The sequence below is a fragment of the Saccharomonospora sp. NPDC046836 genome, assembly GCF_040645195.1.
Taxonomy (GTDB): Bacteria; Actinomycetota; Actinomycetes; order Mycobacteriales; family Pseudonocardiaceae; genus Prauserella_A.
In genome coordinates, this window is record NZ_JBEYXW010000085.1 from 1 (window position 1) to 7,608 (window position 7,608).

10 protein-coding genes are annotated in these 7,608 nt (G+C 70.0%); 3 read left to right on the forward strand and 7 right to left on the reverse strand.

What is annotated here, in order from left to right:
- Nucleotides 1-148 precede the first annotated feature (148 nt).
- Nucleotides 149-988 (reverse strand): IS5 family transposase, encoded by an 840-nt coding sequence (locus ABZ863_RS34840; RefSeq protein WP_358196039.1) that lies wholly within the window; start codon nt 986-988, stop codon nt 149-151.
- 264 nt (nt 989-1,252) lie between these two features.
- Nucleotides 1,253-1,819, reverse strand: coding sequence for a rhodanese-like domain-containing protein (locus ABZ863_RS34845; RefSeq protein WP_023416924.1), 567 nt, complete (start codon nt 1,817-1,819; stop codon nt 1,253-1,255).
- A 103-nt stretch (nt 1,820-1,922) separates the two neighbouring features.
- On the opposite strand from ABZ863_RS34845, the gene ABZ863_RS34850 reads away from it, so the two are divergent.
- Nucleotides 1,923-2,189 carry a metal-sensitive transcriptional regulator gene (locus ABZ863_RS34850; protein WP_358543982.1) on the forward strand — a complete coding sequence of 89 codons (267 nt, stop codon included), beginning with the start codon at nt 1,923-1,925 and terminating at the stop codon, nt 2,187-2,189.
- A gap of 24 nt (nt 2,190-2,213) precedes the next feature.
- Here ABZ863_RS34850 and ABZ863_RS34855 read toward each other — a convergent pair whose 3' ends face one another.
- The 3 genes from ABZ863_RS34855 to ABZ863_RS34865 are packed head-to-tail and all read right to left on the reverse strand — an operon-like array spanning nt 2,214 to nt 4,731.
- Nucleotides 2,214-2,957: a sulfite exporter TauE/SafE family protein gene (locus ABZ863_RS34855; RefSeq protein WP_128462196.1), complete on the reverse strand. Its 744-nt coding sequence runs from the start codon at nt 2,955-2,957 to the stop codon at nt 2,214-2,216.
- Nucleotides 2,954-3,319, reverse strand: a complete 366-nt coding sequence (locus ABZ863_RS34860) for a rhodanese-like domain-containing protein (protein WP_023421635.1) — start codon at nt 3,317-3,319, stop codon at nt 2,954-2,956. The genes ABZ863_RS34855 and ABZ863_RS34860 overlap by 4 nt, the downstream gene beginning before the upstream one ends.
- A 44-nt stretch (nt 3,320-3,363) precedes the next feature.
- Nucleotides 3,364-4,731, reverse strand: coding sequence for an MBL fold metallo-hydrolase (locus ABZ863_RS34865; RefSeq protein WP_023416928.1), 1,368 nt, complete (start codon nt 4,729-4,731; stop codon nt 3,364-3,366).
- 153 nt (nt 4,732-4,884) lie between these two features.
- Between ABZ863_RS34865 and ABZ863_RS34870 the strand changes: the two genes are divergently transcribed.
- Nucleotides 4,885-5,283: a DUF302 domain-containing protein gene (locus ABZ863_RS34870; RefSeq protein WP_023416929.1), complete on the forward strand. Its 399-nt coding sequence runs from the start codon at nt 4,885-4,887 to the stop codon at nt 5,281-5,283.
- A gap of 38 nt (nt 5,284-5,321) precedes the next feature.
- Here the strand turns inward: ABZ863_RS34870 and ABZ863_RS34875 are convergent, their stop codons facing one another.
- Nucleotides 5,322-6,158: a cytochrome c oxidase assembly protein gene (locus tag ABZ863_RS34875; RefSeq protein ID WP_023416930.1), complete on the reverse strand. Its 837-nt coding sequence runs from the start codon at nt 6,156-6,158 to the stop codon at nt 5,322-5,324.
- A complete protein-coding gene (locus ABZ863_RS34880) occupies nt 6,155-6,727 on the reverse strand; it encodes a DUF2243 domain-containing protein (RefSeq protein ID WP_023416931.1) in 573 nt (190 codons plus the stop codon). Before ABZ863_RS34880 ends, ABZ863_RS34875 begins: the two co-directional genes overlap by 4 nt.
- A gap of 626 nt (nt 6,728-7,353) precedes the next feature.
- On the opposite strand from ABZ863_RS34880, the gene ABZ863_RS34885 reads away from it, so the two are divergent.
- Nucleotides 7,354-7,608 (forward strand): hypothetical protein (locus ABZ863_RS34885; RefSeq protein WP_358543985.1); only part of this gene is annotated, 255 nt, incomplete at its 3' end.

The following is a 7,608-nucleotide window of genomic DNA, read 5'->3' on the forward strand; positions in this document are numbered from 1 at the left end:
CGTCACCCGCTCCCGCCTGGGACGACTCGTCCGCCAGGGGCTCCTCGAACAACCCGGACGCGGCCGCTACCAGAAACGGACTTAACGTCCTCTAAGGGCCTGCCGATCACCAAGGCGTTGCTTTCAGAGATCGTTTTCGTCCGATGTTTCATCCCGGGATGGCATGTTCTGTGTTCGTCTTCGGGCCACGCCAGGAGATGGTGTTCTCGCTGGTGAGGCAGCGAGCCATGAGGTCGGTCATGGCAATGTGGATGACGGCTTCGGAGCGGGTGGGCAGGGTTTCGTAGTCGCGGGCGAGGCGGCGGTGGAGCATGAGCCAGCCGTAGGTTCGCTCGACCGCCCACCGCTTCGGGATCGAGGTGAAGCCTCTGCTCCCAGGCTTGCGTGCGGTGATCTCCATGCCGATGCCGAGGGTGGCGGCGTGTTCGACGAGGTGTTGGCGGTAGCCGTCGTCGACCCAGACCTTGCGGATGCCCGGGTGTTTGGCAGCGACCTGGTCGAGCAGTGCGGTCCCGGCCACGGAGTCCTGCACGCTGGCTGCGGTCACCAGCACGGTAAGGAGAAGGCCGAGTGTGTCGGTGACGATGCTTCGCTTCCTGCCGACGATCTTCTTCGCGGCATCGATACCCTGGCCCGTCGCGGGGACGTTGGTGGAGGTCTTGACGCTCTGGGCGTCGATCACGCAGGCCGTCGACTCGGCGTCCCGGCCTTCCTCCTCTCGCAGAAGCTGCCGGAGCAGGCCGTTGAGCTGGGCAAATACGCCCTTGTCGACCGATTTGTCGAAGTAGCCGTACACGGTGTTCCAGTGCGGGAAGTCGTGCGGGAGGTACCGCCACTGGACCCCGGTGCGGTCCACGTACAAGATCGCGTCCATGATGTCGCGCAGGTCGTGCTCGGGCGGTCGGCCGAAAGGCAGGGCTTTGCCACGGCGCTCGAAGCGCCACGCGGCCAGGACCGGCTCAATCAACTCCCAGCGGGCATCGGACAGATCACTCGGATACGGACGTCACTTCGGCATGTCTCCGGCGTACCGCGCCGGACCGAATGCGCCCAGGCGCACAACAATGACGACAGAAGCACACGACCGCGAAGACCGGACATCCTGGGAAGAGACAGGAGCACGTAGTCTTCCGCCCCATCCGCAACCCCACCCGGCCCGCAGGCATCGCCCACCACAGCAACCCCGCCTGTACCGCACCCCGACACTCCGAGAATCGACTCATAGACGGGCGGAGAAGACGAAAACGACCTCTCAGTCCTGCAGTGCTTGCAGGGTGGCGTGGAGGTCGGTGGTACGGGGCTGGTTGTGGGGGAGTTTGGCGAGGGCGGCGGCCATGCCGCAGGTGTTGGTGGCGGCGGAGAAGATCAGGCCGCCTCCGATGGCGGCGGAGAGCCAGCGGGCGGGGCGCCAGCGGGTGCCGGCGGCGAGGCCGAGGAGGACGAGGGTGCCGGCGGCGAGGCGGACCTGACGCTCCATGGGCCAGACGGCCCGGCTGTTCTCGGGACGCTGGAGGGTGTGGCCTTCTCCGGCCCATGCGGTGGTGCCGCCGGTGAGGGTGGTGGCGGGGATGTCGGCTGCGGCGAGTTCAGTGCAGGCGGTGGTGGAGCGGTTGCCGGAGGCGCAGACCATGAGGAGGTTGCTGCGGGAGGCTGCGGCCTTGAGGGCGGGCAGGGCGGTGTGGAGGTGGTCGAGGGGGATGTTGTGGGCGCCGGGGAGGTGGCCGGAGGCGTATTCGCCGGGGGTGCGCACGTCGATGACCGTGTAGTCGTCAAGGCGGGCGGCGGCTTGGGCGGGGATGAGGGCGGTGGGGGTGGTCATGTGCGGGGTGTTCCTTCCGTGCTGTTCCGGGGGCCGGTGTCCGGACCCGGTATGATACCCCTAGGGGTATCAGATTTTGTGGAGGTGGACGGTGGAGCTTGAGATGGCGGCCGACGAGCTGAAGTCGGTGCTGAACCGGCTGCGGCGGGCTCAGGGCCAGATCGCGGGGATCATCAGGATGATCGAGGAGGGCCGGGACTGCGAGGATGTGATCACGCAGCTCGCCGCGGTCTCCCGTGCGCTGGACCGGGCCGGGTTCGCGATCATCGCGACCGGGCTGCAGCACTGCATGGCCGAGGGCGGTCAGGCGGCCGGTGACCGCGATGAGATGCGGGCGAGGCTGGAGAAGCTGTTCCTGTCCCTGGCCTGAGCCGGGCCGCGGTGGCTGGGCTGTTCATGCGATCACGTCGATCAGCATGAACACGGCCACCGCCAGGAGAACCGCGGCGAAGACCTTTTGCAGGCTGTTGCCGGAGACCTTGGTGCTGAGGCGTTTGCCGTCCCAGGCGCCGAGGATGGCCGCTCCGGTGAACGGTCCGATCAGTGCCCAGTCGAGGCCGCCGCCGGTCCCGGTGCGGGCGACCAGGGCGGCGAGTGAGTTGACGGTGATGACGAGCAGGCTGGTGCCCACCGCGCGGCGCATGGTCAGGCCGAGGACGCTCACCAGGGCGGGGACGGCGAGGAAGCCGCCGCCGACGCCGAGGAAGCCGGTCACCGCGCCGAGTCCGGCGCCTGACCCGGCTGCCTTGCCGGTCCGTATCCGCTCCGGCGGCCTCGATGAGGACGGGCGGAACATCCGTACCGCTGCCAGTGCCGCGATCACCGCGAACGCGACGGTCAGCGCCGTTTCCGGCACGCGGCCGGCGGCTGCTCCCGCGAGGTAGGCGGGGATGATGCCGGCGGCGGCGAACAGTGATCCGGCTTTCCAGGCGACGTGGCCGTCGCGTGCGTGGGCGTACAGGGCGGTGGCGGAGGTGGCGGCCACGATGATCAGGCTGGCGGTGGTGGCCGCGGACGGGCTGAAGCCGAGCAGGTAGATCAGGGCGGGCACGGCCAGGACGCTGCCGCCGCCGCCCAGGGCTCCGAGGGCGAGGCCGACGACGGCCCCGGCGGTGAGGGCGAGAACGAGGGCACTCACACTATCTGGCCGTTGTTCCCGCGTTCGTCGAGGACGGGGTGTCCGGCGGCGGCCCACGCGTTCATGCCGCCCTTGACGTCGACCGCCTGCGCTCCGCGCTGGTTGAGGAGTTTCGCGGCCTGCTGGGAGCGGTGTCCGCTGCGGCAGATCACCACGAGCGGCCGGCCGGAGGCTTCGGCCGGCAGGTCGGTGCCGGCGACGAATTTCGACAGGGGGACGTGGACGGCGCCGGGGGCGTGGCCCGCCTTCCACTCGGGCTTCTCGCGGACGTCGAGCAGAACGGCGTCCGGGATGTCGCCGTTGGTGCGGCTGTGGGCCTGGTCCACGCTGACGCGGGGGTGGCTGCGGCGGAAGAGGAACATCGAGTTCTCCCCTCTCCTTTTCGTGCTGTGCTGGGAGCTGGGTGTCAGCCTGTGGTCAGGGGCAGGCCGGCGTCGGTGGCGGCGTCGAAGCCGTCGTCGACGGCGACGACGTCGCGGCCGGCGGCGTCCAGCAGGGAGGCTGCGATCGCGGCCCGCATGCCTCCGGCGCAGTGCACCCACACCGTCCCCGGCGGGACCTCCGCGAGGCGGCCGTGGAGCTCGTGAATGGGGATGTGCACCGATCCTTCGATCCAGCCGTTCGCCCGCTCGGAGTCACGGCGCACATCCAGAACCACCACGTTGTCGTCGCTGCCGTGGTCGGCGAGTCCGGCGAAGGTCGAGCGGGGGAAGGAGGCGGGGGTCTGTCCGGCGGGCAGCCAGTCGGCGGGGGCGCCGGTGGCGGCGGCGGCCGGGCGGTCGATGCCCACCCGCACCAGCTCGCGCTGGGCGCCGGCGAGCTGCTCGGCGGATTCGGCGAGCAGGGTGACCGGTTTGCCCCAGGGGATCATCCAGGCGAGGTAGGTGGCGATCTTGCCGTCGCCCTCGAAGTTGAACGACCCGGCCACGTGTCCCTCGGCGAACGCGACGCGGTTGCGCAGGTCAACGACCCACTCGCCGGCCGCAAGCCGGGCTGTGATCTCGTGGGCGTCCGCGAGGGCGGGCGGGGTCAGGTCGAGCGGTGCGGGGCCATCGGCGTTGGCCGGGGCCATGTGCGCGTAGTAGGCGGGCACGTCTTCCAGCCCTGCCAGCAGGTCGGCGACGAAGGTGTCCACGTCGACGGTGAGCGCGGTGTTCGCGCTCTTCTCCTTGCCGATGGTGGTCTCCTCCCCCTCGGACTGGGCCGAGGAGCAGAAGCTGCCGAAGCCGTGGGTGGGCAGCACCGCGGTCTCGTCGGGCAGGCCGGATGCCAGGCGGTGGGCGGAGGCGTGCTGGGCGCGGGCCAGTTCCTCGGTCAGCCGCGGCTCGACCAGGTCCGGGCGGCCCACGGTGCCGATCAGCAGCGACCCGCCGGTGAAGACAACCACCGCACGTCCCGCCTCGCGCAGCGCGTAGGAGGTGTGGTGCGGGGTGTGGCCCGGCGTCGCGATCGCGGTCAGCGTCACCCCGCTGCCGGGGTCGATGTCCACACGGTCGCCGTCGGCCACGGGCACGCGGGCGAAGGCGACGTTCGCGCCGGCCGGTACGAGGTAGCGGGCGCCGGTGATCCGGGCGAGTTCCAGGCCGCCGGTGACGTAGTCGTTGTGGACGTGGGTCTCCACCACATGGGAGATCCGCACCCCGCGCCGGGCGGCTGCCGCCAGGACCTGGTCGATGTCGCGCGGCGGGTCCACCGCCACCGCGGCGCTCTCACCGCCGGCCAGGTAGCTGCGGTTGCCGAGACCTTCCAGCTCGATGGTGTCAACGAAGAACACGCGGATACTCCTTTCGCATGGAAATTACCCGGGGGGGTATCTGTTTCCACCGTAACACCCGTACCCCCGGGGGTATATTCCAGGTCGGGGGCCTCCCCGATCGGGTACCCGCCCGACATCGGACATATCGGACGACGAAGAAGGAGAACGGCCATGACCCACAGCCGCACCGTGCACGTGGACAGCGACTTCGCACAGACCGTGACCGCCGTACGCGAAGCACTGGCCGAGCAGGGCTTCGGGATCCTCACCGAGATCGACGTGCGGGCCACGTTGAAGGAGAAGCTGGGCCACGAGATGGAGGACTACCTGATCCTCGGCGCCTGCAACCCGCCCCTGGCCCACCGGGCCATCGAGGCGGACCGCTCCATCGGCCTGCTGCTGCCGTGCAACGTCGTCGTCCGCACCGACGGCGACCGCATCGCCGTCCAGGCCCTCGACCCCAACACCATGGTCACCCTGACCGGCCAGGACGCCCTCAAGCCCGTCGCCGAGGAAGCCACCCGACGCCTGGACGCCGCCCTGTCCGCGCTCACCGGCGGCAAGGAATAGCACCAAGCACATAAAGCCGCCGATCAGAGATGAGCGGCCTACGGCACCGCGGGCCGCGCCTCCGGTCGGCGCTGGGGACGCGGGGCCCGCCGGGTGGCGGCCTGCGGGCGCCAGGCCGCTACCAGTGCGACGGCCAGGAGCAGCTCGGCGATGTCACCGCCGTAGTACATGATCTGGGCGCCGCCCTGGACCTGGTCGACAGGGGCGTGGATGTTGATGCCGAACCCGCCGTACATGAGCTGGGAGATCACCGCGTGTGCGGCGATCGCCACGCCCAGCACCACCAGCCGCACCGGAACACTGGGCCGGGCGGGGGCCGGGCCGGGCCCGGCGATGACGTAGGCGAACAGACACCCGGCGAGCAGGAAGTGGACATGCAGCAGCCAGTGCAGCCCCACGTTCGCCGACATCGTGTTGTACAGCGGCGTGAAGTACAGCAGCCCCAGCGTGCCGACGCTGAGCATCAGCGCGGTGACCGGGTTGGCCAGCACGTGCACCGGCCGGCTCTGCACCAGGCCGGTCAGACGCCGCCCCTTGCCGGCGGACAGGTTCCGCAGCAGCAGCGTGACGGGCGCTCCCAGCACCAGCCCCAGCGGCGCGTACATGCCGATCAGCAGGTGCTGGAGCATGTGGCCGCGGAAGTCACCGTGCGCCCACGGCGCGATCGGCGGCAGCAGACCGGCCGCCAGCAGCGCGCACCCGGCCAGGAACCATCCGGTGCGCCACCGGCTCCACCCGGCCTGCGGATTGCGCCTGCGCGCGCGGGCCGCCAGCAGCACGTAACCGCCGGCCAGCAGCACGACGAACACCGCCGGCAGCAGAACATCCAGCGGCAGGCCGCCGGACTCCTGATGATGGGCAGGGTGGCCCGTCATGCGCGCCGCGCTTCCCGTACCGGCCCGTCACCTTCCGGGTCGAAGGGCTTGGCCCGGCGCTGGATCAGCCAGCCCACCGCGACCAGCAGGGCGCCCAGCAGCAGGAACCCCAGGTCCCACCAGATCTGCTGGTCACCGGCGTAGACGTGGTGGATCCCCAGGATGTGGTGGTCGAGGACGCCCTCGACGAGGTTGAACAGGCCCCAGCCCACCAGGATCCAGCCCCACAACGCCGCAGACGTCCACACCCGGCGCCGGTGGCGCGTCACCCGCGCGTACAAGACCGCCAGACCGGCGAGAACCGCCACCCAGCAGACCGCATGGAAGATCCCGTCCCACACCGTGTTCATCTCCAGACCCGACACAGTGTTCGCCGGGTAGTACTTCACCCCGATCCGGTCGTCATTGGTACTGGTCAGCATGTGATGCCACTGCAACAGCTGATGCAGCAGGATCCCGTCCACGAAGCCACCCAGGCCCACACCGAGGACGATCCCCGGCAACCGAAGACTCCGAGGCCCCTCACCCGCCATCGCGCCCCGCCGCTCCGCACTCACGCTGCTCGACATCCCACTGCCTTCCGGTGGTCGGCGATCTGGTACGAGGCGGGTACCCGACCGCCTGCTCTTTCACCACATCAGTTGCGCCTCACCCGCGCCCGCTGGGTAGGTCGAATGGCGGCACGGACACCACCTGCCGAGAAGGCGCTGGCCGTGCCAGCGAGAATGCTTGTGTCCCACGCACCGATGGATGTGCCACGACGTCTCACGAACGGGCCCCGAGCCCTCTTTCTGTGTCATTCGCGCTGCTGGGGCAGCGGTGCTGGTGTCGGGAGCACGGTCACCCGCGCCGGGCGGTGGATCGACCAGCGCTCCTCCCGGCCGGAGGACCTCACCGAGCTGCTCCAGGCCTCCACCGGGACCGACCGGTCGACCGAGAACCCCTTTTTCTGACCGACCGGGCGTCCCGCTGCGGCGGGACGCCCCGGTTTCTGCCGATGCCCCCGCGGGGCCGGACGCCTGCGGCTTCTACCGGCGATCCGCGGCCGGGCCAAACTCCGGATGCGCCGGACCCTCTACCAGGTGCCCCGCTTCCTGCGAATCCTCCGTCCTCCCAGCTCTGGAGACTTCCTTGCCTACTCCGATCACCATCACGTCCGAGTTCAGCGGCAGCGTCGTAGCCAAGGGCGCCGCCGATGACCTCTCCGTTCAACTCATCCGGCACGCCGGTTTCGAGCAGATCGACGACTGGCACGGCCGACGCCATCGCCTTCCCACCACCACTCCGCTCAACCGACCAGGCCGCCATCGCCACTCACGCGGTCGAGATGCTGCGCGCTGACGCGCTCCTCTATCTCCTGTTCTTCGCCAGCGTCGGTGCCTACGCCGCGGCCGGTGAGGTGCTGGATCTCCTGCTGCTGTTCGCGATCGGCCTGCTCGGCTTCGCCATG

Coding starts and splice junctions, on each gene's coding strand:
- ABZ863_RS34845 (WP_023416924.1), bottom strand. CDS start 1,819: ATGACCACCCCCACCGCCCTCATCCCCGCCCAAGCCGCCGCCCGCCTT.
- ABZ863_RS34850 (WP_358543982.1), top strand. CDS start 1,923: ATGGCGGCCGACGAGCTGAAGTCGGTGCTGAACCGGCTGCGGCGGGCT.
- ABZ863_RS34860 (WP_023421635.1), bottom strand. CDS start 3,319: ATGTTCCTCTTCCGCCGCAGCCACCCCCGCGTCAGCGTGGACCAGGCC.
- ABZ863_RS34870 (WP_023416929.1), top strand. CDS start 4,885: ATGACCCACAGCCGCACCGTGCACGTGGACAGCGACTTCGCACAGACC.
- ABZ863_RS34875 (WP_023416930.1), bottom strand. CDS start 6,158: ATGACGGGCCACCCTGCCCATCATCAGGAGTCCGGCGGCCTGCCGCTG.
- ABZ863_RS34880 (WP_023416931.1), bottom strand. CDS start 6,727: ATGTCGAGCAGCGTGAGTGCGGAGCGGCGGGGCGCGATGGCGGGTGAG.